Here is a 26,630-nt window from a genome sequence, read left to right on the forward strand (position 1 = left end):
GGCGCGGGAGCTGGCCCCCGGGGGCCGGCGAAGCGGCCCCAAGCGTTGCGGTCGCTGTGCAACCGAGCGGGAGCAAGCTCCCTCGCCACACTGATGCCCGACTTCAAAGAGTGTGTTTCAACCGCCAGGATCGCTTACTTGGATATAAACCGAATACGCCCCCAGCAACACCCAGAACGTGGCGAAGATCCACGGTGTACGCAGCGAGAACAGCAATGACTTGCGGTACCCCTTGTGGGTCGATTCGCGCTCGCTGAACAAGGGCGATTCGTCATAGGCCAGGCCCATCAGGGGCTCGGCGCGCAATAGTTCGCTCTGCTTGAAATGCCAGTGATCGATGATCTCGTAGGCCGCCTTGATGCCCGGCCAGGCGTTGAGCGAACTCAAGAACCCCAGCAAGGCCAGGAATGGCGGCACGATCAGCGTGAACAACTTGCCCCACTCCGGGTTCAGGTTGGCCATGCACGAGGCGAAGGCGATCACCAGGAAGGATTGGGCGGCCAGGTAAGCATCGGTTCGGTTGGCCAGGATGCTGGTTTCGTATTGGATCTCCCGGCGGTAGAAATCCAGCCGTTCCTTGGGCGAGCCGAACAGTTTGGCGTTGTGTTCCGTCAGTTCTTCTTCCGGGGTTGGCCCGGTGAGTATTCTGGGCATTGCGCAGGCTGTGCCTCGGTGATGATTCGGACTCGTTAGAAGAGCCCGGCGCGCGGCAAGTTCAAGCCAATGGACCACAGGTGCGGCGAAATCCGAGGAAACGCTGCCCAACGGCAAAGGTCTCTAATGCGTAAGGGCAAGAGGACGGTTTGCGTGGATTATCTTGGATGGGTGCAATGGCCAGCGATGCTCGTGACGGTGCTGGCCGCCTGGCTGATCGGCTCACGCCAACCCCGACGTCGGGTGGCGGGCTTCAGTTGTTTTATCGCGAGCAATATTTTGTGGGTGATCTGGGGTTTGCATACGGATGCGTATGCACTGATCGTGTTGCAGTTTTGCCTGTGTGCGATGAATTTGCGTGGGTTCAAGAAAAACACTGAATAGGCGAAGGCGGCTGCTCTTGTGGCGAGGGAACTTGCTCCCGCTCGGGCGCGTAGCGCTCGCCTGCTTTTGGGGCCGCTTCGCAGCCCAGCGGGAGCAAGCTCCCTCGCCACAGGAGACAACTACCTTCCTGGCTATTTCATCGTCTGCCCAATGATCTGCATCAGGTCAATCTGCTTGAACGGCTTGATCAACCGAGGCAGTTGCGCGGCGAAACCTTCCAGGCGTTCGGCATAACCGGTGGCCAGGATGATGGGCAGGCTCGGTTGGCGGTCGCGCAACACTTTCGCCAACTGCGCGCCGTCCATCTGCGGCATGGCCATGTCGGTGATCACCAGGTCGATGTCCAGGTTGCGCTCATACAGTTCCAGCGCCTGGGCCCCCGACGGCGCGCAAAGGACTCGGTGCCCCAGGTCTTCGATCAACAGGCGCGTGCTGGTCAGCACCAGGCTGTCATCGTCGACCACCAGCACTTTCAATTCATGGACCGGCGGCGCCGCTTCCTCGATCGCCGCTTTACCAGGGGCCGAATCGCCGGCCACTGGCAACCACAGTTCGGCGGTGGTACCGACACCTTTCTGGCTCTTGAGCGTCAGGCGGCCACCCAACTGCTCCGCCAAGCCATGCACCATCGACAAGCCGAGGCCGGTGCCCTTGCCGACGCCCTTGGTGGTGAAGAACGGATCCACAGCCGAAGCCAGCGTGGCTTCGTCCATGCCCTCGCCCTCATCGGTTATCGTCAGGCAAATGTAGCGCCCGGGGGCCATCGGCTTGTCCGGCGCGGCATCAGCCCCTTGCCGCTCATCGGCGGCGATGATGATCTGGCCGCCATGGGGCATGGCGTCCCGGGCATTGGTCGCCAGGTTGAGAATCGCCAGTTCCAATTGGTTGACATCCGCCAGCACCGGCGACAGCGCCTCGTCGAAACGGGCCTGGATGTGGATCGACGGGCCCAGGGAGCTTTGCAGCAATCCGCTGATGCCCTGCACCAGAGCCGACAGCTCGACCGATTCGTAGGTCAGTTTCTGCCGACGGGCAAACGCCAGCATGCGTTGGGTCAGCGAAACCCCGCGCAGCGCGCCCTGGGTCGCGTTTTCCAGCAATTGGGTGAGTTTCGGCTCGCTGGGCATGCGCTTGCGCACGATTTCCAGATTGCCAAGGATCACCGTCAACAGGTTATTGAAATCATGGGCAATCCCCCCGGTGAGCTGGCCGATGGCTTGCAATTTCTGGGATTGAAACAACGCCTCGCGGGCCTGTTCAAGAGCCTGCTGGGCCTGGGTGGCATCGGTGATGTCGCGGGTGATCTTGGCGAAACCCAACAGCGTGCCGGTGTCGCTGCGAATCGCATCGATGACCACGTGGGCCATGAAGCGCGTGCCGTCCTTGCGCATCCGCCAGCCTTTTTTCTCGAAGCGTCCTTCGCTGGCAGCGATGCTCAACGCCCGCTGCGGTTCGCCGGCATCGCGGTCCTCGGGGGTGTAGAACATCGAGAAATGCCGGCCGATAGCCTCCACCGGCAGATAGCCCTTGATCCGCTGTGCCCCCTGGTTCCAGTTGGTGACCTGGCCTTCCGGGTCGAGCATGTAGATGGCGTAATCAGTGACGCTTTGCACCAGCAGGCGAAATTGCTGCTCGCTTTGCTTGAGGGTTTCCTCGGCCATCTTGCGGTCGGTCAGGTCGCGAGTGATCTTGGCGAAGCCGAGCAAGATGCCACTCTGGCTGTCGATGATCGGATCGATCACCACATGGGACCAGAACAGCGTGCCGTCCTTGCGCACCCGCCAGCCCTCGCCTTCGAAACGCCCCTCGCGCACGGCCGTGTCCAGCGCCCGTTGCGGCAGGCCGGCGGCGCGGTCCTGGTCGGTGTAGAACCGGGAGAAATGCTGGCCAAGGATTTCGGCTTCCTCGTAGCCCTTGAAACGCCTGGCACCGGAGTTCCAGCTGGTGATGATGCCCGAAGGGTCGGTCATGTAGATGGCATAGTCGACCACCGCATCGATGAGCAAGCGAAAGCGCTGTTCCTCGTTGATGAGCGGGGTCTTTGGGTCATTCTCGAGCATCTGGCCGGGGCATCCGTGTGGATTTTTTGCGGATTATGGAGCAAGTCTGGCGTCAGGAAAAATGATTGAGTGATCAGCAGCTCTCCAGACAGCTCACAAACCCGAATCCTACTCAGTTCCCTGTGGGAGCGAGCTTGCTCGCGATGGCGGTTTATCAGCCAGTCTTCATGTCACTGACAGACCGCTATCGCGAGCAAGCTCGCTCCCACAGGGTGCACACTGTGTTTCCGGGGTGACCGACCACCAACGCGGCAACAGTTGCTGCACCCTGGCCTCGCCAAACCGATCGTCGATCAGCATCACTACCCCGCGATCCTGCTGGGTACGGATGACCCGGCCGGCCGCCTGTACGACTTTTTGCAATCCCGGATACAGGTAGGTGTAATCGTAGCCGTCGCCAAAAATCGCCGCCATGCGCTGTTTCATCTGCTCATTGACCGGGTTGAACTGCGCCAGCCCCAAGGTGGCAATGAAGGCGCCGATCAGGCGTGAGCCCGGCAAGTCGATGCCCTCCCCGAACGCCCCGCCCAGCACCGCAAAACCAATGCCCTGGCTGTGCTCCATGAAGCGTTCGAGAAATGCCTGCCGAGGGGCTTCGCCCATGCCCCGCGATTGCGTCCAGAGGTCGATCCGTGGGTATCGCTCGGCAAACAGCCCGGCCACTTGCTGCAGGTAATCGAAGCTGCTGAAAAAAGCCAGGTAGTTGCCCGGGCGCTCGCTGAACTGGCGGGCCATCAACGTGACGATCGGCTCCAGGGACGCCTGGCGATGGGCAAACCGGGTGGAAATACGGCTGACAACCTGTACGTCCAACTGCTCGGCCTTGAACGGCGACTCCACGTCGATCCACACCGTGTCGCCCGGCGTCCCCAGCAAATCCGCGTAGTAATGCCGAGGGCTCAGGGTCGCCGAGAACAGCACGGTGCTGCGGGCCGCCGTCAGCCTGGGTCGCAGGAATGCGGCCGGCACCACATTGCGCAGGCACAGCGTCGACAGGCTGCGCTGGCGGCCGAGCTCACGCTTGTGGATGTCGAACAGGAAGTGCTCGTCGAAAGTCTCCGCCACCCGACCAAACTGCAAGGCGTCGAAGTAGAACGCCTGCAGTGCGCTGTCCAGGCCCTGGGGGTGATCGTTGAGGTAATCGCCAATCGCCGTGGTGCAGGTGGCCAGGGCCTGGAGCAGTTTTTCCGGAAGTTTTTCATAGGCCTGGTAGGCCGCCACCTGGGGCGCATGCAAAGCGTTCCACTGACGATTGACCCGTTCCAGGGATTTCTTCAGCGCTTCGGGGGCGGTCTTGCGCACACTGCTCAACGTGGCCTGGTCGAGGGTCGCGCTGTACATCTGCCGTCCGCGCTCCACCAGGTTATGCGCCTCGTCCACCAGGGTCGCGACGGTCCAGTTATTGGCCTGGGCCAGGCCAAAGAGCAAGGCACTGAAGTCGAAGTAATAGTTGTAGTCGGCGACTACCACGTCGGTCCAACGGGCCATTTCCTGGCTCAGGTAATACGGGCATACCTCGTTGGCCAGGGCAATCTCGCGCAACGCCGCCTGATCGAGCATGGCGACCCGACTCGCCGCTGCCCGGGCGCCCGGCAGGCGGTCATAAAATCCACGGGCCAGCGGGCAGGATTCGCCATGGCAGGCTTTGTCCGGGTGTTCGCAGGCCTTGTCCCGGGCGATCATTTCCAGCACCCGCAACGGCATCGACGGCGCGCTGTCGATGATCACGCGCGCCGCGTCCAGGGCCAGCTTGCGTCCCGGGGTTTTCGCCGTGAGGAAGTAGACCTTGTCCAATTGCTGCGGCGCCAGGGCCTTGAGCATCGGGAACAAGGTGCCAACGGTCTTGCCGATGCCGGTGGGCGCCTGGGCCATCAGGCAGCGGCCGGTGCTGACCGCCTTGAATACCGATTCGGCCAAGTGCCGTTGCCCCGGCCTGAAACCCGCATGGGGAAATACCAGCGCCTGGGCGCCGAGGTTACGCGCCTGTCGATGGGCCATTTCCTGCTCGGCCCAGGCCAGGAACGCCGCGCATTGTTCCTCGAAAAAGGCTTGCAGCTGTGGTGCCTCGAAGCGTTGCGCGAAGCGGGTTTCCTTTTCGCTGACGATGTCGAAATACACCAGGGCCACGTCGATGTGCGGCAACTGCAGCTTCTGGCACATCAGCCAGCCATAGATTTTCGCCTGGGCCCAGTGCAACTGGCGGTGGTTGGCCGGCTGTTTGCTCAGGTCGCCCCGGTAGGTCTTCACTTCTTCAAGGCACTGGCGGGCCGGGTCATAGCCGTCGGCCCGGCCTTTGACTTTCAGTGTCTGGTAATGACCTTCGAGGGCCACTTCAGCCTGATACCCCTCGTTGCGCCGCGAAGCGACGGTGCGGTGGCCGGCAATGCCTTCCAGGGCCGTGGGCGACGGCGTGAAGCGCAGGTCCAGGTCGCCCACCTTGGCGGTGAACTCACACAGCGCCCGCACGGCGATGCTGTAGCTCGGTGCAGGGTTCATGCGGCCCCATCGCGAGCAAGCTCGCTCCCACATTCGATTTGTGGCAACTCAGCGCCTGTGGGAGCGAGCTCGCTCGCAATGGCGGACTCCGCCCATTGCACATAACAAACGGCAACGGGCATCTGGTGCTCATGACAGAACTCCAGCCAGCGCAGTTGGTTGTCTTGCAGGCGATCACCGGGGCCTTTGACTTCGATCATGCGGTAGGTCTTGAGCTGCGGCCAGAACTGAATCAGGTCCGGCATACCGGCGCGGTTGGCCTTGATGTCCAGCAGCAGGCGCTGGAACCAGTGCTTGAGATGTTCGGCCGGCAGGCAATCGAGGGCCTGTTCCAGCAACGGTTCGGACAACGCGCCCCAGAACACGAACGGCGATTGCACGCCCCACTTTTCGGCGTAACGGCGGCCGATGGTCTGTCGATAGCGACCGTCGTCCAACTCCGCCAGGCAGACCGCGAACAACTCGGCGCGACGGGCATGGAAGTCCTCGTTGAGCAGATCGACCGGCCCGCGCTGGAACGGATGGAAAAACGCGCCCGGCAACGGCGCGAAGATCGCCGGCCAGCACAACAGGCCGAACAGCGAATTGATCAGGCTGTTCTCGACGTAATGCACCGGCGCGGTTTCGTCGTGCAGATGGGCCTGGACGTGGTATTCCACCGATAAGCCTGGGTCGACGCGAGGCAGATGCAAGTCCAGGCGCTCCACTTCCCGGGCGATTGTCCGTGGCACTGGCGGGCCGCCCAGCTTGCGCCGCAGGCGAGGCACGATCCGCAGCAACGCCTGGGTTTCAGCAGCGCTTTGCGGTGCCTGTGCCGCCGCCTCACCCAGTTCAAGGGCCAAGGCATATTCGCCCATGCGCTCCAGCACCCGGACCCTCCGCAGCCGCGCGCCTGGGTAGGTGCAATCGCGATAGATGCACAAGGCCAAGGCGAAATCGCCGATGCGCTCGCCGTACTGGCCGATCTGGAACAACAACTTGCCCCGGCGCCGTTCCAGCCATGGATTATCCAGGGACAGGTCGTTGACCTGGGCGACGATCTCTTCCACGGGCTCGCCGGCTTCGAAGCGCAGTTGGCAGTCGTGCAGGAACAGGCAGGCATCGACGTCTTCGCGGCTGCGCAAGCCCCGTGACTCGGTGCTGAATTCGACGGTTTCGTAGGTGAAGATGCCCAGGTCCGCCAGGACGAATTCCGACCAGTCCTGGTAAAGGTTGCCAAAGAACATCAAGCGCAGCCTGTCGCACAGGTCCATGATCGTCAGGCTGTACAGCCGATCATCGAGCTGCGGACACCAGGCACGGAAAGGTTGAGGTGGGTTGGAGTGATCCTCCAGGGCCTGGAACCATTCGGTCTTTTTGGCCTTGGGGTGCTCGATCAGGTGGCCCAGGCACTGGAGGATTTCCACCTTGAGCAACACCTCGAACAGTTCGACGAGCCCGACCGGGGCCTGTTCCTCGACCCAACCCAGCGCCAGCAATGGCTCGACGGCGACGCCAATGTCGCCGATTTCCGGATAGTTGAGCTTGTTATGACGGAACCGTAGCCCTTTGCGCATCACCATCCGCACCAGCAAGCCTTGGGAGGCACGGGGTAGCGCCGCGAAATCGTTGATGAAGCGCTGCTCTGCGCTGCTGAGCACATCGGCATAACGCTGGGTCAACCACGCCAGCACTTGCTGGAAGTTGTTCAGGTAGTAAAACGGATCGTCGAGAGAACGGGTTGCCACGGAAAGAAACGCCAAGGATGTCGAGGTACTGGTTATGCATACAGATAACAGCTGTAAACCAGCCAGGCAACCGCAAAAGATGAACGGTCTCCTATATTTAAGGTGAAATCCTTCAGCTAGCGATGAACTTTCCTACGGTAAGCGAGACCAATGGCGGTTGACTAAGATGATGGCGCGGTCGAATCAGCTGCTCCGTGTCCTTTGGATTTGAGAGGTTATGGTTATGAACATGAAGTTTGTGGGCCTGCCCCTGGTTGCCGTGGCATTTATGGCGCTGGCTGGCTGCGCGTCGCCCACGGTGGTGACTTTGCAGAACGGCACCCAATATTTGACCAAGGACACCCCCAACACCCGCACCGTCGATGGTTTCTATGAGTTCGAGGATATTTCCGGCAGACAAGTCCGGGTCCGCGCCGATGATGTGGCCACCATTCGCAAGGAAGACTGATTCCAGTGATTCGCCTGGTAGGCCGCCATCGCGAGCAGGCTCGCTCCCACAGGTCTGGTGGTGAACACAAATGCTGCATACACCCATAAGCCACTGTGGGAGCGGGCTTGCTCGCGAAGGGGCCTGTACATCCAACATCACCGTCAACTGACACACCGCTTTCGCGAGCAAGCCCGCTCCCACAATGGGCCGCAGTGAACACAAAACTCATGACCACCCAAAATCCTGTGGGAGCGAGCTTGCTCGCGATAGCGATATCAGGCGAACACGATCCCGTCGCCGCCAACCCGATCGAGACCAACCCCCACCAGGGTCATGGAACTGTCACCGACCTTGAGCAGCGTGTCATTGCCCACCTGTGACAGGTACTCGCTGTCGTCATGACCTGTCCCGGCGCCCGGCACACCGAGGAACACCAGTTTGTCCCCCGCCTCATACCCCGTGATCCGGTCCTGGCCAAACGAGCCGTTGAACAGGAAGGTGTCACCGCCACCGCCCGCTTGCATCAGGTCATTGCCCGCACCGCCGACGAAGGTGTCGTGACCCGCGCCGCCTACCAGCACGTCGTTGCCGTCCAGGCCAAACAGCCAGTCCCCCTTCGCACCCGCCACCAGGGTGTCGTTGGCCGCGCTGCCCTTGACCGATGACGCATAGGCCGTCAGCTTGGCGCCGGCCATCAAGCCGTTGGCGGTGACGCTGTGGTTCACCTCATCCTTGAGCAGCCCCCAGAACAATCCGGACTCCTTACTGACCAAGGTGCCGATGTCGCGGGTGACGCTGATCCCGCCATGGGCATCGCGCACGTACAGCGTCCCGGCGCCGTCATGGGCGAAACTGAAATCCTTCACCGACTGCTGCAACTGCAGACTGTTGCTGCCCTGCCCGCCCAGTATCACGTTGTAGCCACCGCCATCGCGGAACGTATCGTTGCCGCCGCGCCCTTCCAGGTAGTCGCTGCCCTGGCCGCCCTGGATCAGGTCGTTGCTATCGCTGCCGATGATGAACGTGCTACCGGTGTGGGTTTCAGCGTTGCGGTTGAGGTCCTGCACCCAGGTGTTGGCGCGCGCAGGATCCGACAGGTTGGCGACAATGAGGGTGGAGTCTTTTTCGGTGAGGTCGTAGAACGCCGAGTCCATGATCCGGCCCAGGCCATCGCTGTAGCCGCTGGGTAGGTGGGAAATCCAGGTGGGGATGTTGAGGATGGAAAACGGCAACACGTTCCAGGCCGCCGAAGCGTAGTGGTCATTGAAACTGACGATGTTGTTGGTGGCGGATTCCTGTTGCCCATCGTGCACACCCACCGAGGCGAGGTTGAACGTCGAGCCGTCCAGGGCGCGGAACACCGGATCGTTCTCGTAGCCGATGTTCAAGACCTTGTCGGTACTGCTCTGGGTCGGCGAGGCGTAGGCAATGTAATTGGCATCGGCATAGAAGCCTGACCATTGCTGGGAGCTCAAGTCCGCCAGGCTGTTGACCGCCAGCCCACCCAGGCTGTGGCCGCTGACCAGCACGTCCGCGCCCGTGAGCCCATGGGCCTGGGCAAACTTCGCGACATTCTCCAGCAGGCTGCCAAAGGCTTCGCCGGCGTAGTTTTTCGCATAATCCTTGGGGCCCAGCGCGGCCATCAGGTCGTTGATCACGTCGCCAATGGAATCGCCAATCAGGTTTTCCCGAGGGCCACTGGTGCCGCGAAACGACACGCCGATTTCCTGCAACTGCCCCGTTGCGTCGTATTTGCCAAGGATCTCGACCTGCGCGGTGGTGTAGCCAGCCTTTTCGCCAAAGAACGTCCCACGAGCATCCACCTTGCCGGCGTAGCCCAGTTGCTCGGCGCTGATGGGTGTCCAACCAGCTTTCTGAACGGCTTCCAAGGCGAGTTTTTCCGAATCGGGATTCCACGGCACGCCAGGAATCACCCCTTGGGAATCGGTGCCCCCCAACAGCGCGGTGACCAGGGTCGCCGGCAGGCCGGCACCGAAGCCGTTGTGCTGGTACCCGGCGGCAAAGCCGTGGTCGAGGTTGTGGTAGGAATACAGCATGATCGCCATTGCGTCGCTGACCAGTGCCTTGGATTCGGTAGTGCCGAAGTTCTTGTAGTCGTAGATACCCATGGTGGTTGCTCTCTTTTTTTGTTGTTGGAATGCTAAAACCATCTGATGAAGGATCATTGTGGCGAGGGAGCTTGCTCCCGCTGGGCTGCGCAGCAGCCCCAACACGGTTGTCGCGGTGTGCCAGGTTGATCCGGTCAGCCTGTTTGGGGGTGCTTCGCACCCCAGCGGGAGCAAGCTCCCTCGCCACAGAAGACCTGTTCAGACCTTCCCTCTGCAGAAGTGCCTGTTCAACGCCTTCTCTTGGTCAGAACTGCCAATCCAGGGTCAAGCCCACGCCATGGGTTTTATCCCGGGCGCCGAGCAGGCCGTTGTAGTCCAGGTTGACCCGCACATCCTTGGCAACGGCGAGCCCGGCACGGGCGCCGATCACGGCGGCGTTGCGGTCCATGGACACGCTCTGCACCGCGAAGGTGTTGCTGCTGCCGGCAAAGGCCAAATCCTGTTCGGACGAGGTGCTGCTCAGGTTGTGCTGCCAGCCGAGGGAACCGGACAGTTGCAGTTGCCGTTGATCCAACAGCGCCAGGGTGTGGCTGGCCCGCACGCCCAGGGTCGAAAGCACGGCATCGCGCCGGTCGTCACCCCCGTGCAGGGCCGCGTTGTCGCCTTTCTCGTGGAAGCTGTCGCTGTCCAGGTGCACATAGGCCAGGTTGGCGAACGGTTCCAGGGCCACCGGTTGCACGTCGAGGCGATACGCCGCTTCAGTGAAGAGTTGGGTGGTCCGCGCATCACGCTTGGTTTTCTCCCGGCCACTGACGTCGCCCCATTGCAGGTCACGCTTGACGTCGATGCGGTGCCAGCTGTGGGCGCCGCCGACGGTCAGGCGCAGCGCGTCGATCTCATGACCCAGATAGACACCCAGGTGATAGCTGTCAGCCTTGGCCGAGGAATGGGTGCCGTCGCCCATGCCCAGCGAACTGTCGCTGTAGCCGGTGACGAAACCCAGTCGCGTCTGCTCACTGATCAGGCCATCGACACCGGCCAGCAAGCCGCCGATGGAACTGGTCGTGCCGGCGCTATCATGCCCACCCTCGTTCTTGCCCCAAGCGCCCAGCACCTTGAACCAGGCATTGCTGCTGGCATCGGTCGGTGTACCGGCGTCGTAGAGGGCGTCCTGGCGCAGACGATCGCCCACGGCGTCACGCAAATGGCGGCTGTCGTTGATCAATTGCGTGCCGATGGCCGGGTGGATTTCGCCGGACAACTGCTGGAACGCCTGTTGTGCCACAGCGGCATTGGGCGCCAGCAACAGCGCCTCGTACAGCCCGTTGCCCGCGCCCAATTGCTCGGCGGCAGTGGCCACGGAGCGCTGGTTGGGCGTCAGGCCGAGGCTGGCAAATGACGCGTCGTTACGCTGGACCGCCAATTGAATCCCGCTGGCGCCGTACGCCAGGTCGCCCCCCAGGAAAGCGTAGTTGGGTAACACTTCGGCAAAACGCCCATCAATGCCACCGGCAGCCTGCAGGATGTTGAACTGTCTACCCAGCAGACTTTTCACTTCGCCGGCCGTGAGCAGCGTCGGGCTGTTTTCCAGGGACAGCGACACCGTCGCCCCGTCAATGGACGCCTTGCCGCCAGCCACGATCAGGTCGCTGGAACTGGGTGAGACTTCCACCGCGTAGTTCGAACCGGGTTGGAACGTCACGTCGCCGGCCACCTGCAAGGTGCCGATGGAGTTGCCCGGCGCCACGCTGCCGCCGCGGTTGGCGGTCAGGCTGGCGATGCGGCCGTTGCCGCCGAGGATGCCGCCGTCGTTGACCGTCACGGCCGATGCCAGAGAACCATTGATCGCCAATCGTCCTTGATTGACCAGGGTCGGCCCGCTGTAGGTGTTTTCACCGGTGAGCACCAGGGTGCCGATGCCTTCCTTGGTCAACCCGCCGTGACCGGCGATGTCGTTGCGCCAAACGTCCAGGCCACATTGGATGCCGCTGCACACCCGCTCCGTGGGTTTTCCGGCATCGATGATCGCGCCGATGCCCGGCAGGTCCGCCACGAACTGAGCTGAACCGTAGGCGCCGTCGATGCGAAACTCCTCGGGAATGTCCTGTTCGGTCACCAGCATCGATGGGCCGTCGATGGCCTTGCCCAGGTTGATCATGCCCCAGCCATACAACGAATCGACGCCCGGCGCGCCCATGTCGGTGGCGGTGGTGCGCAGCACGCTGGCGACCTGGGCACCGGTCATGTAGGGGAAACGCTCCATCAACACCGCCACGCTGCCGGCGACATGGGGCGCGGCCATGGAGGTGCCACTCTTGTTGGCGTAGCCCACGGTCAGGTCGTCGGCACGGGTGCCGCCGATCACCGCGCTGTAGACCCGGGTGCCCGGTGCCGACACGCAGAAACTGGCGGTGTAGCCGCAGCGCGACGAGAAGGTACTGATGGTGTACGGATCGGGGCTGGCGGTGTCCGGGTTGACTTGCAGCGCCGCCACGGTGAGCCAGTTCGGCGCGATGTCCGGGACGAAATACGCCAGGCCTGCGATGGCATCGGGGTTATTGAGGTTGTAGTCGTTGCCGGCGGCGAAAATCGTCACGATCCCGCTGCGAGCCGCGGCGATGGCCCCTTCGTAGGCACCGCCGGGCTTGGTGCCCAACAACGGCTGGATCTGATCGAATTGCAGTTGCGCATCCTGCACGGTGAAGTGCGGGAACGCCGGATCGCGACCGCCCTGGTCGAAGCCATCGGTGATACCAATGCCCCAGCTGTTGTTGATGATCCGTGCGCCGCTGGCGATCAACGCGTCCCAGCCCGCCTTGTACACCGCGCCATCATTGCCCCGGATGATGCCATCCTCGGGGCCCGGGTCGCCGTTGTCGGCGCTGATGATCTGCGCATCGAACGCCACGCCGTGCATCGGGCCGCCATCGCGACTGCCGGCGGCGATCCCACCGACGTGGGTGCCATGGGAGCCCAGCTTGCCGTCGGAGCCGACGGTCGGCGAGCCGTCGTAGCGGAACGAATCGCCGGCTTTCACCGGGATGTAGGGATCGGTGTATTCGCGGATGCCGCTGGTGACCAAGGTCACGACCTTGTCAGTACCGGAGAACTCGGGGTGCGCCGCATAGACCGGCTGGTCAAAGATCCCCAGCTTGACGCCCTTGCCGGTGTACCCGGCGGCGTAGGCCTGCTGCGCGTTGATCGCACCCAGGCCCCATTCGGCGTCGAACTCGCTGCTGCGCCAGCTGTCCGGCTCACCCGCCCTGCCGCCCTCGACATAAGGCGCCGCCTGGGCCGTGCCCAAGGTCGCCAGTGCGCAGAGCATGGCGCGGTTGAGGGTCTTGAGCAGATACACGCGACCTGTCGGTCTGGGTTGTTTTTTGTTTTCGATTTTCATCACGAACCATCCTTAGTTGTTGCAAAAATCCTGTGGTGTTCCTGGCTTTGTGGCTTGCCATGGCTTTTGTGGCTGCCATGGCTTTTGTGGCTTGCCCCAGCTTCTGTGGCTTGCCCAGCTTTTGTGGCGAGGGAGCTTGCTCCCGCTGGGCTGCGCAGCAGCCCCTAAATGCCTGCGAGCGCTTCGCACTCGAGCGGGAGCAAGCTCCCTCGCCACAAAGGCGTCCTCGCTGTCATCGAGCGTCCACGGGGGACACAAACGCCTCGTCCACCTTCGCCAAATCCTGCGCACCGAGGGTGCCGGCGTAGTAATGCAGCTTGGTCCAGGCCATGAGGTAGTCGTAGCGGGCCTGGGTCAGGTCGCGGCGGGTGGTGTAGAGCTGCTGCTCGGCGTTGAGCGCGTCGAGGTTGACCCGCTCGCCGCCAAGGATGCTTTGCCGGGTCGAGACCACCAGCGCTTCGGCAGAGCTCAGGGCTTTCTGGTAGGCCCGCAGTTTGTTCACCCCCGACACGCAGGCGCTGAACTGCCGGCGCAGCTCGATCAGCGTTTCGCGGGTCTTGGCCTCCAGCTCATATTCGGCTTGTTCCATGTTGCGGCTGGCCTGGCGGGTCGACGCCGAGACCCCGCCGCCGGCATACAACGGCACGCTGACTTCCAGGCCGATGGTGTTGGTGTCGTAGCGCTGGTTATAGGTGTTGCCGCTTTCCGATTCATTCTGGCGCATCGTCGCGTAGGCATTGACCTTGGGCAGGTGCCCGGCACGGTTGCGTTCCACCTCGAAGCGCGCCACGTCCACCGCCTGGCGTTGGGACGCCAGGCTGGGGTTATTGCTCACCGCCAGCTCATGCCAAGTGTCGAAACTGGCCGGTTGCAAGGCAAAGACCTGGAAGGTGTCGTGCAAGGGCGCCAGGTCGCCGATGTCCAGGGACGGGACGCCAATCAACGAGCCGAGTTCACGCAAGGCGGCATCCTGCTCGTCCCGCGCCTCGATTTCCTCGGCGATTGCCAGTTCATAGCGCGCCTGCGCCTCAAGGATGTCGGTGCGGGTGCCTTCACCCTGGCGAAACAGTTGTTCGTTCTGCTGGAACTGTTGCTCGAATGCCTTTTTCTTGGCCTGGGCGATGTCGATCTGGTCCTGGGCGAACAAAGCCTGGGTGTACTGGCTCAGTACCCGCACCAACAGCGCCTGGCTCTTTTCCCGAAAGCTTTCGTCGGCGAACAGCGCCTGGGCCACGCCCTTTCGGTAAGCCGCGTACGCCTCATAGTCCAGCAAGGGTTGTTGCAGCGTCAGGCTGGAGCCGTAGCTGCTGTAGTTGCGATCGTCGTGCTGGCTGGCACCACGGTCATTGAGGTACGTGACCTTGGATTGGTTGCGACCCTTGTTGTAGCTGTAACCCAAATGCGGCAACAGCCCGGCACGGCCAATAGCGCGGTTCTCCAGGCCCGCATCGCGCTCCTTGATCGCGCCCAGGTAGACGGGGTCATTGCGCAAGGCCTGCTCGTAGAATTCGAACGGCCCCATGGCCCAGGCGTTGTTGCCCACGGAAACGGCCACCAGGGCCATCCAATAAAAACGCTTCATACCGCCGGACATCCTTATTCTTCGGTCAACGCAGAGCCGGCTCGGTCGAGCAGCGGTTTGAACAGGTAGTTGAGCAACGAGCGCTCGCCGGTGCGCACGAACATCTCAGCCGGCATGCCGGGCTTGATCACCAGGCCGTTGAGCTTGTCCATGGCCACGTCGCTGACGCTGCTGCGCAGCACGTAATACGGCGCGCCGGTTTTTTCATCGAGCATCTGGTCTGCGGAAATCAGGCTGACTTCCCCCGGCACTCGCGGCGTGCGGTTCTGGTTGAAGGCGGTAAACAGGATGTCCACCGGTAAATGCGGGCCGACCTTGTCGATCAGGTGCACCGGCAGGTGCCCTTCCACCTCCAGCCGCGTGCCCTGGGGCACGATTTCCAACAAAGTGTCGCCCTGGCGCACCACCGCGCCTTCGGTGTGCACCCCCAGGTTCACGGCGATGCCATCGGCGGTGGCGAGGATTTCGCTGTGTTGCAACTCGAACCCGGCGGACTTCAGTTGCTGTTGCAGGGTTTCGCTCTTGAGTTGGGCGTCAGCCAACTGGCTGCGCACTTCTTTCTGGTATTCCTCGTTGTGCTGCTGCAGCTTCAGCCGCGACTCGACGATCCCCTGCTCCACCCGCCCGCTTTCGCCGCTGTTCTGCGCCAGTTCCTGCTGCACTTGCGACAACTGGCGCTGATAGTCCAGCAGGCGGTTGCGCGGGATGTAGCCGTTGTCGGCCAAGGGTTGCAGGTTGCCCAGTTGCAGGCGCAGGGATTCGGCCTGGGCAGTCAGGTCGCTGCGGGCCCGGCGCATGCCCGCCAGTTGCGCCGTGGCGCCCTCGATGCTGGCGCGCAACGCCGCCTGTTCCCGGGCGAACGCTTCACGGCGACTGCTGAATAGTTGCCGCTGGCCTTCGAGCACCAGGGCCAGGCGTGGATCGGGATCGCGGCTCAGTTCGGTCGGGAAACTCACTTGCAACAGGTTGTCCCGCTCGCTTTGCCAGCGCGCCAGGCTGGCCCAGGTCATCCGGTACTGCGCCTGCAGCGATTTCACGTCGGCGGCGGCCTGGGTCTGGTCCAGGCGGAACAGCGGCTGGCCCTGCTTCACCGCTTCGCCTTCGCGCACCAGGATCCGGCTGACCACACCGCTGCTCATCGATTGCACGGCCTTGCGCTTGCCTGAAACCACCACGGTGCCTTGTACGGGAATCCCTTGGTCCAACGGCGCCAGGCTGGCCCAGGTGAAAAAACTGCCCGCGCCCACGAGCGCCAGTGCCCAGCCCATGCGGGTGAAGAAACGGGCATCGCGCTCCGGGCGTTCAACGTCCTGTGAATGTTCGAGATTCATCTCGCGATCCTTGCTCATGCGCCGCTCGGTTTGCTGGCGGCTGGGTACTGGCGACTCAGGCTCAGTCCGTTGGGCGCCTGGGGCGCGCCGGCTTGTGCACTGCGTTGTGGCTCCGGCTGGCCGGACAGGACCCGCAGCACTTGCTGGCTCGGGCCGAAGGCTTGTAGCCGGCCGTCATCGAGCACCAGCAACTTGTCGGCCTGGGCCAGTGCCGACGAGCGATGGGTGACCAGCACGACGCTGGTGCCTTGGGCCTTCATCTGCACAATGGCGCTGGCGAGCGCCGCTTCACCCACTGTGTCGAGGTTGGAGTTGGGCTCGTCGAGCACCACCAGGCTCGGCCGGTCGTACATCGCCCGCGCCAGGGCGACCCGTTGCTTCTGCCCGCCGGACAAACCACCGCCATCCTCCCCCAGCACCGTGTCGTAGCCCTGGGGCAGGCGCAGGATCAGTTCATGAACCCCGGCCTGTTGCGCGGCAGCGACGACTTTCTGCGGATCGGCTTGGCGAAACCGAGCGATGTTCTCGGCGATGCTGCCGCTGAACAGCTCGATGTCCTGGGGCAGATAGCCGATGTGCGGGCCGAGTTGCTCGCGATTCCAGCGATGGATGTCAGCCCCGTCGAGGCGCACCGTCCCGGCGAGGGTTGGCCACACGCCGACCAAGACCCGGGCCAGGGTCGACTTGCCGGAACCGGACGCCCCCAGCACGCCGAGCACCTCACCGGCGGCCAGGCTGAAGCTGACCTGCTGCAACGTCGCGTTGCGTTGTCCTGGCGGTCCTGCGCTCACTTGCTCGAAGCTCACCTGGCCCTTGGGCGCTGGCAGCGTCATGCCGTCATCCCGGGGCGCAAACGCCTGCAACAGCGCATCGAGACGGCGATAAGCCAGCTTGGCGCCGCTCCACTGCTTCCAGACAGCAATCAACTGGTCGATGGGGCTCAGCACCCGTCCCATCAGGATCGACCCGGCAATCATCATCCCGGCGGTCATGTCACCCTTGATCACCAGCAGCGCGCCCAAGCCCAGCACCAAGGATTGCAGGCACAGGCGCAAGGTCTTGCTCAGCGAACTGATCACCGCACCGGTGTCGCTGGCCTGGTTTTGCAGGCCGAGAAAGCGCGAATGCACCGCAAACCAGCGGCTGCGCAGCGCCCCGAGCATGCCCATGGCCTGGATCGTCTCGGCGTTATGCAAGTGGCTGGTGGCCAATTGGCTGGACTGTTGCGAGTAGACGCTGGCCTGCCCCAAGGCTTTTTTGGTCATGGCCTCGTTCAGGCACGCCAAGCCGATCAGCAGCAGCGTACCGACGGAAGCGAACACGCCGAGCCACACGTTGAACAGGTAGATGACCAGCAAGTAAATGGGAAACCACGGCGCATCGAAGAAGGCGAACAACGCCGGCCCGGTAAGAAATTGACGAATATGCGTAAGGTCGCCCAGGGATTGCCCGGCGTTGCCTTCACCCTGGCGCAGATTGCGCTCGAACGCGGCCCGGTACACCTGGAGGTTGAAGCGCCGTTCCAACTGGCTGCCGATGCGGATGACCACGAAGCTACGGACCATTTCCAGCAGCCCGATGAACACGAAGAAGCCCACCACCATCAGCGACAGCATCACCAGGGTGGTTTCGTTCTGGGATGACAGCCCGCGGTCATACACTTGCAGCATATAAATCGAAGGCGCGAGCATCAGGACGTTAATCAGCGCGGTAAAACAACCGACACTGATCAGAATATTTTTATAATCGCCCAGCGCTTTAAACAGCGGCACTGCGGCAGCGCTCCTTGCCCTATTCATGATCTTCCTTGCTGTTGGCTTTGCCGGCGAACCGGCCGTTAGTTCAACTTACCAATCTTTAAATGTTCATTCAGTGCACACCGACATCCACACCTGTTCGAACAAGCGTGATTCGCTGATTGCCCAACCGTACAAATTCGTTAATCCGCTTTCTGAGACTTATTTCGTTCAAGCCTAAGTATCAAACCGGACTTCAAGGTCATTTGGTAATGATGTTCCCGGCGCAGCCCCAAGTGAGTCCTGGAGTCTTGCCTGCCAATCAGGGATAGACCGTCGGGTTCGGTGAACCAACGAACCGGTTCATCTCCCAGCCAGTGCCCCAGGCACTCGGTTTGCCCTCCGAGGGTCTGGTCCGCCTTGAGTTCGACCAAGCAGGTGTTGGACGGTTTGTCCTGCATTGCCTGGCTTTGCGTGGTGTCCTGCGGGCTCGACAAAACGGCCTGCCACTGGCCGGCTAACTGCGAGGGTTCTGCTAACAACAGGCTGCGCGCCATGGCGACTTCTCCACAAAACATCATCAGCGTAGCGAGCAACCCGGCGGTCGCCTGAGCACTACAGGGCATCGATTTTCTATGCATTGGCTTGATCCTGGCCGAAGTCCCGCAGGAGCCAGGGCCCCCACGGGACAGGGACATCAGGCCACGATATCCGAGGCCGCCGCCTGGCCAACGGTGCTGACCAGGAAGTCAGCCACGCCGTGCCCGGAGAAGTCCACCGACAGCAGGCTGTTGCCACCCGATGTCGACAGCACCGCATCCCCCGCCGCACCGGTGAAGGCGCTGACGAAATGCAGGCCCGCGCCCTGGGTGATACCGGTCAGGTCGATCTTGTCCAGGCCACTGACGAAATCGAGGATCTGGTCGGTTGCCCCCGGCCGCGAATCGGAACTGGCAGCGAACACGAAGGTGTCCGAACCCGAGCCGCCCCAGAGCTTGTCCGCACCACCGGCGCCCCAAAGGATATCGTTGCCGGCGCTGCCCTTGAGCTCGTTGGCCACCGCGTTGCCGATCAACAAGTCACTGCCCGAGCCACCGATGGCATTCTCGATGGTTGCCCCCTGGGCGATGGACACGTTGCCGACCATGCCGCCAACATCGGAGAACGAGGCGTCATTGAGATTGATCTTCTGGTTTTGGGTAAAGCCAGAGAAATCCAGGGTGTCACGGCCGCCCGCATCCCATACCGAAAACACGACTTTGTCCGACGACGAAGACGCACTGAGGAAATCGCGACCGGTGTTGGAATTGAAGCCGTAGGTCGAATCGCCGGTACGAGTCGTGGTGTTGGCACCGTAGAGTTTCTGGATAGCTGCGATGTCATCCATCAGGGGACCCGAGGCGTAGGCTTCGACGCCGCCCTTGCTGAAGTTCTGGTCGGTATTGCTTTCGCTCCAGTAGCTCATGAGGCTGTAGCCACGGGTGTCCTGGCCATAGGTGGCGTCATCGTAGGTCGGGCTGCCTTCGCCGGCGTTGTAGTCACCTGGGTGGGCCAGGCCGAGGGTATGACCGATTTCGTGGGTCAGGGTCTGGCGGCCGTAGTTGTTCAGGTCCGGGTTCTTGTTCTGGGTGTAGCTGCTGTTGATCAGGTACCAGGACGTCCCGTCATAACCGGCGCCAGTCCCCGGCAGATAAGCGAACGCCGCGGCGCCATCCTGGCCGCCGCTGTAGTTACCGAAGGTCATGTGACCATCGCCACCGCTGGCCTTTTCGGTGAAGGTGACATTGGCCACGTCCGCCCAGGATTGCATGGCCAGGGCGGCTTGGCCCTTCTGCTGGGCGCTGAACTGGCTGAAGCCACTGATTCCATGCTTGTTCATGGTGCTGGACGAGGCTGACGTCAGGAAGGTGTAGGTCAGCTCGATCTTGCCGCTGCCGTCCCGGTCCTGGTAAGCCGCGCCGTCGCGCAGCAACTGGGTGGCCGCCTCGTCGACGGAGTACGACGGTTTGCCGTTGACGGTCAGGTTACCGCCGCGGTCGTATTGATGACTGAAACTATTGATCTGGTTGAACGCATTACTGGGAGCGGCCAGTTGCGGCGCCCAGAACAGTTGCTCGGCAGAATCGATAGCGCTGTTTTTGACTTTCGACATAAACACACTTCCTTGTTTGCAAATGGAACAGTTTTAGTCAGACAGACGATCTCTGGCGAGATCGTCCTATCACTCGCCCAATGAGGACGTAAGAAACCTGACACAATTGGAAATCAAACGTCTAGCAATTTTTTTCGTTCAATTTCACGCCCTGCCCCTTAACGCCCCTAAACAATAGACTTCGGCCTCGCCAGTCTCCGTGTGCAACTGCCGAAACTGCGGATTGTCGGACAAAACTATATTTAAATATTAAATATCGATAACTCGCTATTTGCGAACGGCATCGCACTTTTCAAACTAAGTGCCAGCGAAGTGCTATTAATTAATACCTACCAAGTCACCTCAAGGTTTACGTGCACACACTTCCCGCAGACAGCCCCGAAGCCAGCGATGCACCGGGTCGGCGTCCATTCGCGGATGCCAGAGCATGGCGATCGTGAATTCCGGCAACGGAAACGGCAGCGTAAAACTGTGCAGGCCGATCCGCAGGCTGGTGGTGTAGCGCTCAGGCACGCTGGCGATCAAGTCGCTGGACCGGGCCAGCCCCAACGCCGAGGAAAAACCTGGCACGCTGGTGACGATTTCCCGGGACAGGCCCAACGCTGCCAGGGCCTGGTCGATGAGGCCGTGATCCAAGCCGCGCATCGAGACCCCGATATGCCCGCCCGCTGCATAACCGGTAGCGCTCATCGCCACCTGGCTCAACGGGTGTCCGGCACGCGTCACCCCGATCAGGCGGTCGCTGAACAACGCCTGGGTTCGCAGTTCCGGGCTGGTGTCCTTGTCCACTACGGCCGTTTCCAGGTCCACGGTCCCTTCGCGCAGCGCTGTGCTGTCCCGGTCGGTCTTTTCCACGAAACGCAGCCGCACGCCGGGCGCTTGTTCGTGAATGCGGGCGATCAGGTCGATGGCGAAGTTTTCCACGAAGCCCTCACGGGTGCGCAGCGTGAAAGTCCGATTCAAGCGCCCAAGGTCGGGGATCGCCACTGGACGCAGCACCGCCTGGGCCTGTTGCACCAAGAGACTGACCTGTTCGCGCAACTCCAGCGCTCGGGGTGTCGGCACCAGCCCTCGCCCGGCCCTTACCAACAACGGATCTCCAGTGGTTTCTCGCAACCGCGCCAGTGCCCGGCTCATGGCCGACGGGCTGAGCCGCAGCCGCCGGGCGGCCCGGGCCACGCTGCCTTCGCAGAGCAGTACATCGAGGGTGACAAGCAGATTGAGGTCAGGCGAAGACATGGCGCAATCTCGAATTGGATATAGGGCGCTCTGTGCAGCTATAACCTGCAAGTGCTGCGTCTTCCGCCATATTATGCCCAGCGGTAACGTTGTGACAGCGCCGTATTGAGCGCGCGGAGACAGGTGGCACGATGAACCCCATCAACACGCAACCAAACCAGCCGGCAACCGCACCCGCGAGCCGGTCCTTTTCACCTCGCTGGGCCTTGGCGAGCCTTGCGCTCTCGACGCTGCTGGCCTCCCTGGGCGCCAGTGTGGCCGCGGTGGCGTTACCGACACTGGCCCAGGCCCTCGATGCCTCTTTCCAGCACGTCCAATGGGTGGTGCTCGCCTATCTGCTCGCCATGACCACGCTGATCGTCAGCGTCGGCCGCCTGGGCGACCTGATGGGCCGGCGCAAACTGCTCTTGGTCGGCATCGCCTTGTTCACCTTGGCCTCGGTACTTTGCGGCCTGGCGCCTTCGCTTTGGTTGCTGATTGCAGGTCGGGCGCTGCAAGGCCTGGGGGCCGCCATCATGATGACGCTGACCTTGGCCCTGGTTGGCGAAACGGTCGCCCAGGAAAAAACCGGCAGTGCCATGGGCCTGCTGGCCACGCTGTCGGCGGTGGGCACGGCCCTGGGTCCCTCCGTCGGCGGTCTGCTGATCAGCGGGTTCGGCTGGCAGGCCTTGTTTCTGGTCAACCTCCCCCTTGGCCTGTTGACCTTGGGGCTGGCCTGGTACGCGCTGCCGGTGCGGCAGGTGCCGCCAAAGGCCGGAACGGCCCGCTTCGACATCACCGGCACCGTGTTGTTGGCGTTGACGCTCGCCGCCTATGCCTTGGCCATGACTTCCGGGCGCGGGACCTTTGGCGAGTCGAATATTGCGCTGCTGCTGGTCGCGCTCGTGGGCGGCGGATTGTTCATTCGTGCCCAATCCCGGGCCGTGTCGCCGCTGATTCCGCTGACTTTATTTCGCGACAGGTCATTGGTCTCGGGCCTGGCGACGAGCGCCCTGGTCGCGACGATCATGATGGCAACGCTGCTGGTCGGGCCTTTTTACCTGTCCATCGCCCTCGGACTGCCGGCGGCCCTCGTCGGGCTCGTGCTGGCGGCTGGGCCATGCGTCGCGGCGCTGGCCGGGGTGCCTGCCGGACGCCTGGCTGATCGGTTCGGCGTGCAACCCATGCGGCTCACCGGCCTGGCGACCATGATCCTCGGCTGTCTGATGCTGTCATTGGTCCCCCCCGCCCTTGGCATCGCCGGCTACCTCCCGGCCATTGTAGTAACGACCCTGGGCTACGCGTTTTTCCAGACGGCCAACAACACGGCGGTCATGGCTGATGTAGCGGCCCAAAGGCGGGGCGTCGTCGCGGGGCTGCTCAACCTGTCACGCAACCTGGGTTTCTTCACCGGAGCCTCCGTACTCGGTGCGGTGTTTGCGGCCGCCGCGGCGACGAATGACATCACCCGCGCCAGCCGCGAGGCGGTGACGAACGGTCTGCACATGACCTTCGCCGTTGCCCTGGGCATGGCGATCCTGGCCCTGATCATCGCCCTGAAATACCGCGTGCCAGAGCGGTTGGGCGAACCTGAGGAGACCCCCGGTCAAGCGTGATGGCATTCTGAGCATTGCCGTTTAAGTCGTGATCCAGATCAAAAAAAGTGAACCAATCGCAAAACGGACTGAAAAAATCCACATGAGCTTCATTTTCAGGTGCTATTTTTAGTTCTCACTGGTAGAGCCAAGATGGCTCTTCCTTCCTGACATGAGCAAAAGGAAGCGCTCGATTGAAGAAGGCGGGCAACACATGAATAAAGGATCTTTCAGCAAGGTTACGTTCCCCAACGCTTGCCAGTTGATGCGCTGGCACTTCCATCCCATGGGATTCGAAGCGAGCATGGATGCGCCGGGCAGCATGGTTGCCCGGTTGTTTGACCGTGCCAGTGGCGAGACGATGATCGCCATTGCAGGGATCCCTTGTGCGACGGTGATGAATGCGCCGGATGTGGAACGAATAATCGAGGCGGTTGAGGCCGAGCTGGAAGCCTTTGTGCCACCGGTTGGGTTGCGGCGGTTTGCTTCCTGATCGGGTTGGTTCTTTTTAATGCTAGACAAGCGGCCCCTCCCTTTTTGGGAAGGCGCCGTTTTTTTTGAGGTACATAACCGTTGCTGCGGTAACGGCGGCTTATGGTTCCGCTTTACAGCGGGTCACTATTGCGAGGCGGCCTGAGAGCCGACCTGGCTCTTCAGGTCGTACACCCATCAGATCTGTAGGGGCAAAGCTTGCTCGCGATAGCGGTGGCTCAGTCAATGAAGAGGTTGGATGTGCTGGCCTCATCGCGAGCAAGCTCGCTCCCACAGGGGATATTGGCTGTTCATGAGTTTTGTGTTCACCGCCCGGCCCTTTGTGGGAGCGAGCTTGCTCGCGATAGCAGTGGTGCGGCACACATAAATGCCAGCCCCGACCGCTTTTGCTTTGCTTTTGATCTTGATCTTGATCTGAACGCCCCGTTAAACCACGCTGGCCGAACGCAGGCATTGCGCAGTGGGCACCTCGGCATGGATGCCGGGATAGCCGCGCTGGGCCATGGATGGCCCTTCGCGGCGACCCACGGAGCAATGCCGGAGTGAGGGCACACCGAGCCTTAGCGAGGTGCCGAGTGGTGGGGCAAGAGCGTTTTGGTTACTTTTGACTGGGCCGGCTTCCGGGCTATTCAAAAGTGACCCGCTGTAAGAGCGGAACCGCCAGCAGCCGTTACCGCAGCAACGGATATACACACCAAACTCTATCCTTTACGAACACGCCGATGGTCAACAAAAAAAGGCTTATCCGCAGCAACACGATCCGAAGCCTTAGGCCCGTTGGCCGCTTGCCCATCCTGCCCATCGACATACCAGTAGCAATGCTGCACCGCACGAGTAATCCCCACATACGCCAAACGCAAGATTTCATCTTTTTGCGCCGTGTCGTAAGGCTCGGCATCCCCGTCCTGCCCCAGCCCAGCCATTCGATAAACCTGATTTTTGTAGGGCGAACTGCTCAAGTGCTGACAGTCACCCAACAAGAACACTGCATCAGCCTGGAGCCCCTTGGCACTGTGGTAAGTCATTTGCCTGAGCCGCCGAGCCTCGTAAGGCAAGCTAGAATCAACATTAACTACTGACTGAATATTCTTTTCTATCAATAGCTTATCGCTACTTTTTCGATACAGCATCAAGATGGAGTCACCCTTGCGATAATGCTCCTCCAATCGCAGGGCCAGTCCTTCATCGTCTCGATCCAGTACATTGACCGGACTCAGCGAACGAGGCATGCCGCTGGCCTTGGCCTTTTTACCAGGGATCGCCGCAGCGGCGCGCACGATGTGCTCGGCCGCGTCGATGATGTGCTGGTGGCTGCGATAGTTGTCGGTGAGCATGACCCGAGTTGTCGCCGGTGACGGGAATTGCTTGTTGAACGCCATGAAATAGCTCGGCGAACTGCCGCGCCAGCCATAGATCGATTGCCAATCGTCCCCGACACACAACAAGGAAGAGCGCTGGGCGCCGCGCCCCACATGCAGCGCTGGGCCACGGCTACGGACCTCACGGAGACTGGCGCGAAGCCAGGAGACGATCTGCGGCGACACGTCCTGGAATTCGTCGATCATCAGATGCGAAAGCGGCCTGAGCAAGGCATCCCCCAGCAACTTGAAGTTTTCCGGCGAATGTTCGCTGAACAACGCGAACATGCGGTTGTAGGTCATGATCGGTGGCGATTGATCGAGTAAATGGTCTTCGAAGGCTCGCCAATAGCGACTCAACGCCTCGAAAAAATACCGATCAGGGTCATCTTGGGCGAAGGACATCCGGCCCACGGCATCCGGGACGTCAAGCCCCAGGTTCTCGATAAAGCCTGCCGCCGCGACAAAACAGTCCAGCAATGGCGCCGAACCCAGCTCGCCCTTGACCTTATAGTCGAACCCGGGCCCGGCGCTGGCATCGCCGGCCATTGTGGCCACCACGCGCTTTGTTGCCTCATAACTTTCCAGCCAAATCAGTGGCTTACGGCAGAAAGCTTGAAACAAGGTACGCTTTACCGCCCACTCCGCGCGGATACTCAACTTGGCCCCCGGACGACTGAGCCGGGCGTCTTCCCGCGGATCGAAGCCCAGCATCACCCAGGCATCGAGTGACGGTGCGTAGCCGTGACAATGGAATCGAGAACCGTTGATTTCAAAAGTCTGTCGCTTTGGCTCGATTCCCTTGATTGGCCAGGCACCGGCGCGAAACCATAGATCTTCGACGGCGTCGCACAATTCTTCGTCGCGCTGGGCCGCCAGCTCGGTGACGGCCACCCGTTTTTGCACATCCGGGTGATCGCGCTCCAGTTCCTTGAGCTGCAGGGCATGGCGGGACAACGGCTGGATCAGCTCACGGAAACGCGCGTCCCGCTGGTAAAGGCTGTAATAACAGGCGTTGAGTTGCTGGCGCTGGACATCATTGATGCGCAGGTCAAAAGGATTGTCTTGGGCGTCGTCCGCTTCGGCGCGATGACTCAGGGTCTCGAAGGCCTGGAGGCGCTCGAACCCAGGCAAGCTGCGCACCATGGGCAAGATACGCGAATGGAAGGTTCGAACCAGATCGCGAGCTTCCTTGAGGCTGACAGTTCGCCCCCACAGGCCGAACACCTCGATCAGCTTTCGAATGAAATTCTTGCGCGACTCCCGGGTAAACGTCACCACGGTCATCGAATCCAGTTCGAAGCCCAAGTAGTGGGACAGCAGCACGATGCGCAGCACCAGGGTCGTGGACTTGCCCGCGCCGGCCCCGGCGACCACCGACGTGGACGGTGTGTCGCTGAAAATCATCTTCCATTGCGCTGCACTGGGTTGTGCATGCGCCGGCAGCAATCGAGCAACGTCCGCTTTGATGCGTTTCTTCAACTCGGCGGTCAGTGGCAGACGCCAGTCGTCGAACAACAAATCATCCACCTGGGGGGCCGGGTGCTCCGTGCTACGCGAATCGCGGATCAACAGCACCTGACGGCCCTCTTCGAGCCCTTCGGCCCTGCCTTCCTTATAGCCATAGTCGAAACCGGCGGTATGGCCGCTGCGAAAGCCATCGGCCTGGCCGTGCAACCAGGACGCCCGGTGCTGGGCACGCAGGCGCGTCAGGCCATGGCCGAAGAATCGAGCGGCCAGGCGCTTGAGCAACGGCATCTGGGCCAGGGGTAACAGCTCGGGGGGAAGATCGGGAGTGTGTTGCGACACGTGGGACTCCGGTGTTCAAGAACCATGACGGCTATGGTGTCTGTATTTGCCGCCAGGTTCCACCCAAAAGCTTTTAAGTCATGGGTTTAGGTGATGAAGTGAACGTTGGCTCGTGATTTCATATCTAAATAAACGATAGG

17 protein-coding genes are annotated in these 26,630 nt (G+C 61.7%); 4 read left to right on the plus strand and 13 right to left on the minus strand.

Translation table 11 applies throughout. The annotated features are described in order from the left end of the window. Positions 1-117 precede the first annotated feature (117 nt). Positions 118-654: a hypothetical protein gene (locus ACIPQ1_RS07120; RefSeq protein WP_411384714.1), complete on the minus strand. Its 537-nt coding sequence runs from the start codon at positions 652-654 to the stop codon at positions 118-120. A 153-nt stretch (positions 655-807) separates the two neighbouring features. Between ACIPQ1_RS07120 and ACIPQ1_RS07125 the strand changes: the two genes are divergently transcribed. Continuing rightward, a complete protein-coding gene (locus tag ACIPQ1_RS07125; RefSeq protein ID WP_186706776.1) occupies positions 808-1,038 on the plus strand; it encodes a hypothetical protein in 231 nt (76 codons plus the stop codon). A gap of 131 nt (positions 1,039-1,169) precedes the next feature. Here ACIPQ1_RS07125 and ACIPQ1_RS07130 read toward each other — a convergent pair whose 3' ends face one another. From ACIPQ1_RS07130 to ACIPQ1_RS07140, 3 genes are all read right to left on the minus strand, one after another. Next, positions 1,170-3,098 (minus strand): hybrid sensor histidine kinase/response regulator, encoded by a 1,929-nt coding sequence (locus ACIPQ1_RS07130; protein ID WP_250966042.1) that lies wholly within the window; start codon positions 3,096-3,098, stop codon positions 1,170-1,172. 165 nt (positions 3,099-3,263) lie between these two features. Further along, positions 3,264-5,594 carry an ATP-dependent DNA helicase gene (locus ACIPQ1_RS07135; protein ID WP_446533844.1) on the minus strand — a complete coding sequence of 777 codons (2,331 nt, stop codon included), beginning with the start codon at positions 5,592-5,594 and terminating at the stop codon, positions 3,264-3,266. Then, entirely contained in the window at positions 5,591-7,321 is a 1,731-nt protein-coding gene (locus ACIPQ1_RS07140; protein WP_446533845.1) for a VRR-NUC domain-containing protein, read from the minus strand. The genes ACIPQ1_RS07135 and ACIPQ1_RS07140 overlap by 4 nt, the downstream gene beginning before the upstream one ends. A 223-nt stretch (positions 7,322-7,544) precedes the next feature. Here ACIPQ1_RS07140 and ACIPQ1_RS07145 point away from each other — a divergent pair, with 223 nt between their 5' ends. Further along, positions 7,545-7,769, plus strand: a complete 225-nt coding sequence (locus ACIPQ1_RS07145; RefSeq protein WP_186706770.1) for a YgdI/YgdR family lipoprotein — start codon at positions 7,545-7,547, stop codon at positions 7,767-7,769. Between the two features lie 257 nt (positions 7,770-8,026). Here ACIPQ1_RS07145 and ACIPQ1_RS07150 read toward each other — a convergent pair whose 3' ends face one another. From ACIPQ1_RS07150 to ACIPQ1_RS07185, 8 genes are all read right to left on the minus strand, one after another. Further along, on the minus strand, positions 8,027-9,880 hold the full coding sequence (locus tag ACIPQ1_RS07150; RefSeq protein WP_446533846.1) for a polyurethane esterase: 1,854 nt from the start codon (positions 9,878-9,880) through the stop codon (positions 8,027-8,029). Positions 9,881-10,124: 244 nt separating this feature from the next. Beyond that, the gene (locus ACIPQ1_RS07155; protein WP_446533916.1) at positions 10,125-13,145 is read right to left on the minus strand and encodes an autotransporter domain-containing protein; all 3,021 of its coding nucleotides are present in this window, start codon (positions 13,143-13,145) and stop codon (positions 10,125-10,127) included. Between the two features lie 304 nt (positions 13,146-13,449). Continuing rightward, entirely contained in the window at positions 13,450-14,799 is a 1,350-nt protein-coding gene (locus ACIPQ1_RS07160; protein WP_446533847.1) for a TolC family outer membrane protein, read from the minus strand. 14 nt (positions 14,800-14,813) lie between these two features. Next, the gene (locus ACIPQ1_RS07165) at positions 14,814-16,148 is read right to left on the minus strand and encodes an HlyD family type I secretion periplasmic adaptor subunit (protein WP_446533848.1); all 1,335 of its coding nucleotides are present in this window, start codon (positions 16,146-16,148) and stop codon (positions 14,814-14,816) included. Beyond that, entirely contained in the window at positions 16,145-17,929 is a 1,785-nt protein-coding gene (locus ACIPQ1_RS07170) for a type I secretion system permease/ATPase (protein ID WP_446533849.1), read from the minus strand. The genes ACIPQ1_RS07165 and ACIPQ1_RS07170 overlap by 4 nt, the downstream gene beginning before the upstream one ends. A 140-nt stretch (positions 17,930-18,069) precedes the next feature. Continuing rightward, on the minus strand, positions 18,070-18,492 hold the full coding sequence (locus ACIPQ1_RS07175; protein WP_411387515.1) for an AprI/Inh family metalloprotease inhibitor: 423 nt from the start codon (positions 18,490-18,492) through the stop codon (positions 18,070-18,072). Positions 18,493-18,563: 71 nt separating this feature from the next. Continuing rightward, the gene (locus ACIPQ1_RS07180) at positions 18,564-20,018 is read right to left on the minus strand and encodes a serralysin family metalloprotease (RefSeq protein ID WP_411384721.1); all 1,455 of its coding nucleotides are present in this window, start codon (positions 20,016-20,018) and stop codon (positions 18,564-18,566) included. A gap of 342 nt (positions 20,019-20,360) precedes the next feature. After that, entirely contained in the window at positions 20,361-21,257 is an 897-nt protein-coding gene (locus tag ACIPQ1_RS07185) for a LysR family transcriptional regulator (protein ID WP_411384722.1), read from the minus strand. A 131-nt stretch (positions 21,258-21,388) separates the two neighbouring features. On the opposite strand from ACIPQ1_RS07185, the gene ACIPQ1_RS07190 reads away from it, so the two are divergent. Together ACIPQ1_RS07190 and ACIPQ1_RS07195 are read left to right on the plus strand one after the other, a co-directional pair. Then, entirely contained in the window at positions 21,389-22,852 is a 1,464-nt protein-coding gene (locus ACIPQ1_RS07190) for an MFS transporter (protein WP_446533850.1), read from the plus strand. A gap of 193 nt (positions 22,853-23,045) precedes the next feature. After that, positions 23,046-23,324 carry a DUF1652 domain-containing protein gene (locus ACIPQ1_RS07195; RefSeq protein ID WP_003201764.1) on the plus strand — a complete coding sequence of 93 codons (279 nt, stop codon included), beginning with the start codon at positions 23,046-23,048 and terminating at the stop codon, positions 23,322-23,324. Positions 23,325-24,024: 700 nt separating this feature from the next. On the opposite strand, the gene ACIPQ1_RS07200 is transcribed toward ACIPQ1_RS07195, so the two are convergent. Beyond that, complete coding sequence (locus tag ACIPQ1_RS07200) at positions 24,025-26,490, minus strand: UvrD-helicase domain-containing protein (RefSeq protein WP_411384724.1); 2,466 nt, start codon at positions 26,488-26,490, stop codon at positions 24,025-24,027. Between the last annotated feature and the right edge of the window lie 140 nt (positions 26,491-26,630).

Source organism: Pseudomonas sp. LARHCG127 (assembly GCF_052871455.1).

What these genes read in the sequence shown, in the direction of transcription:
- ACIPQ1_RS07145 (WP_186706770.1), top strand. Translation starts at nt 7,545, where the DNA reads ATGAACATGAAGTTTGTGGGCCTGCCCCTGGTTGCCGTGGCATTTATG.
- ACIPQ1_RS07165 (WP_446533848.1), bottom strand. Translation starts at nt 16,148, where the DNA reads ATGAGCAAGGATCGCGAGATGAATCTCGAACATTCACAGGACGTTGAA.
- ACIPQ1_RS07175 (WP_411387515.1), bottom strand. Translation starts at nt 18,492, where the DNA reads ATGCCCTGTAGTGCTCAGGCGACCGCCGGGTTGCTCGCTACGCTGATG.
- ACIPQ1_RS07135 (WP_446533844.1), bottom strand. Translation starts at nt 5,594, where the DNA reads ATGAACCCTGCACCGAGCTACAGCATCGCCGTGCGGGCGCTGTGTGAG.
- ACIPQ1_RS07190 (WP_446533850.1), top strand. Translation starts at nt 21,389, where the DNA reads ATGAACCCCATCAACACGCAACCAAACCAGCCGGCAACCGCACCCGCG.
- ACIPQ1_RS07195 (WP_003201764.1), top strand. Translation starts at nt 23,046, where the DNA reads ATGAATAAAGGATCTTTCAGCAAGGTTACGTTCCCCAACGCTTGCCAG.
- ACIPQ1_RS07180 (WP_411384721.1), bottom strand. Translation starts at nt 20,018, where the DNA reads ATGTCGAAAGTCAAAAACAGCGCTATCGATTCTGCCGAGCAACTGTTC.
- ACIPQ1_RS07185 (WP_411384722.1), bottom strand. Translation starts at nt 21,257, where the DNA reads ATGTCTTCGCCTGACCTCAATCTGCTTGTCACCCTCGATGTACTGCTC.
- ACIPQ1_RS07130 (WP_250966042.1), bottom strand. Translation starts at nt 3,098, where the DNA reads ATGCTCGAGAATGACCCAAAGACCCCGCTCATCAACGAGGAACAGCGC.
- ACIPQ1_RS07155 (WP_446533916.1), bottom strand. Translation starts at nt 13,145, where the DNA reads ATGCTCTGCGCACTGGCGACCTTGGGCACGGCCCAGGCGGCGCCTTAT.
- ACIPQ1_RS07160 (WP_446533847.1), bottom strand. Translation starts at nt 14,799, where the DNA reads ATGAAGCGTTTTTATTGGATGGCCCTGGTGGCCGTTTCCGTGGGCAAC.
- ACIPQ1_RS07170 (WP_446533849.1), bottom strand. Translation starts at nt 17,929, where the DNA reads ATGAATAGGGCAAGGAGCGCTGCCGCAGTGCCGCTGTTTAAAGCGCTG.
- ACIPQ1_RS07150 (WP_446533846.1), bottom strand. Translation starts at nt 9,880, where the DNA reads ATGGGTATCTACGACTACAAGAACTTCGGCACTACCGAATCCAAGGCA.
- ACIPQ1_RS07120 (WP_411384714.1), bottom strand. Translation starts at nt 654, where the DNA reads ATGCCCAGAATACTCACCGGGCCAACCCCGGAAGAAGAACTGACGGAA.